Consider the following 695-nt stretch of genomic DNA (forward strand, 5'->3'; position numbering starts at 1 on the left):
TGAAGCGCATGGAAGGCCGCGACGTTTTCGGCAAGATCATCCTGCGCGTCGGCTAGAGCCTTGACCTCTGTATTCAAGAAGTTCCGCCGGGACCTCAAATTTCGTTACGGCAGGCAACTGCGCCAGCTCAATTACTGGCTGGTGGCGCGGGCAGCGATGATGATCATCTCGGTCCTGCGCCTGCTGCCGGCCGACAGTGCGCTGAATTTCGCCGACCGCGTCGCACGCCTGGTCGGCCCCCGGGTTGGACGCCATCAGGTCGCCGTCGACAATCTGCGCAAGGCCTATCCGGAAAAGAGCGAAGCCGAAATCCAGGCGATCGCCTCCGACATGTGGGGCAACATGGCTCGCTTGGCCGCGGAATACATCTTTCTCGACGCCCTCTTCGACTACGACCCCGCGGCCAGCGAGCCCGGCCGCGTCGAGGTCAAGGGGGCTGACCACTTCGTCGAAATAGCCAGCGAAGAGAAGCCGCACATCGTCTTCACCGGTCATCTCGGTAATTTCGAATTGCTGCCGGTGGCGGCCGCGACTTTCGGCATGAACATCACTGCGCTGTTTCGCCCGCCTAACAATCCCTATCTCGCCGACTACATCCTCTCGACGCGCCGCTCGACCATGGGCTCGTTGCTGCCATCCATGGCGGGCGCGTCATTCGCCTTGGCCGGGGTTCTGGAGAACGGCGGCAACATCGG

1 protein-coding gene is annotated in these 695 nt (G+C 62.3%); it reads left to right on the top strand.

What is annotated here, in order from left to right; genetic code table 11:
* Nucleotides 1-60: 60 nt before the first annotated feature.
* On the top strand, nucleotides 61-695 hold a 635-nt coding region (locus tag EN914_RS37350), incomplete at its 3' end, for a lipid A biosynthesis lauroyl acyltransferase (RefSeq protein ID WP_127389780.1).

It is taken from the genome of Mesorhizobium sp. M7A.F.Ca.CA.001.08.2.1 (genome assembly GCF_003998455.1).
GTDB classification, from domain to species: Bacteria; Pseudomonadota; Alphaproteobacteria; order Rhizobiales; family Rhizobiaceae; genus Mesorhizobium; species Mesorhizobium ciceri.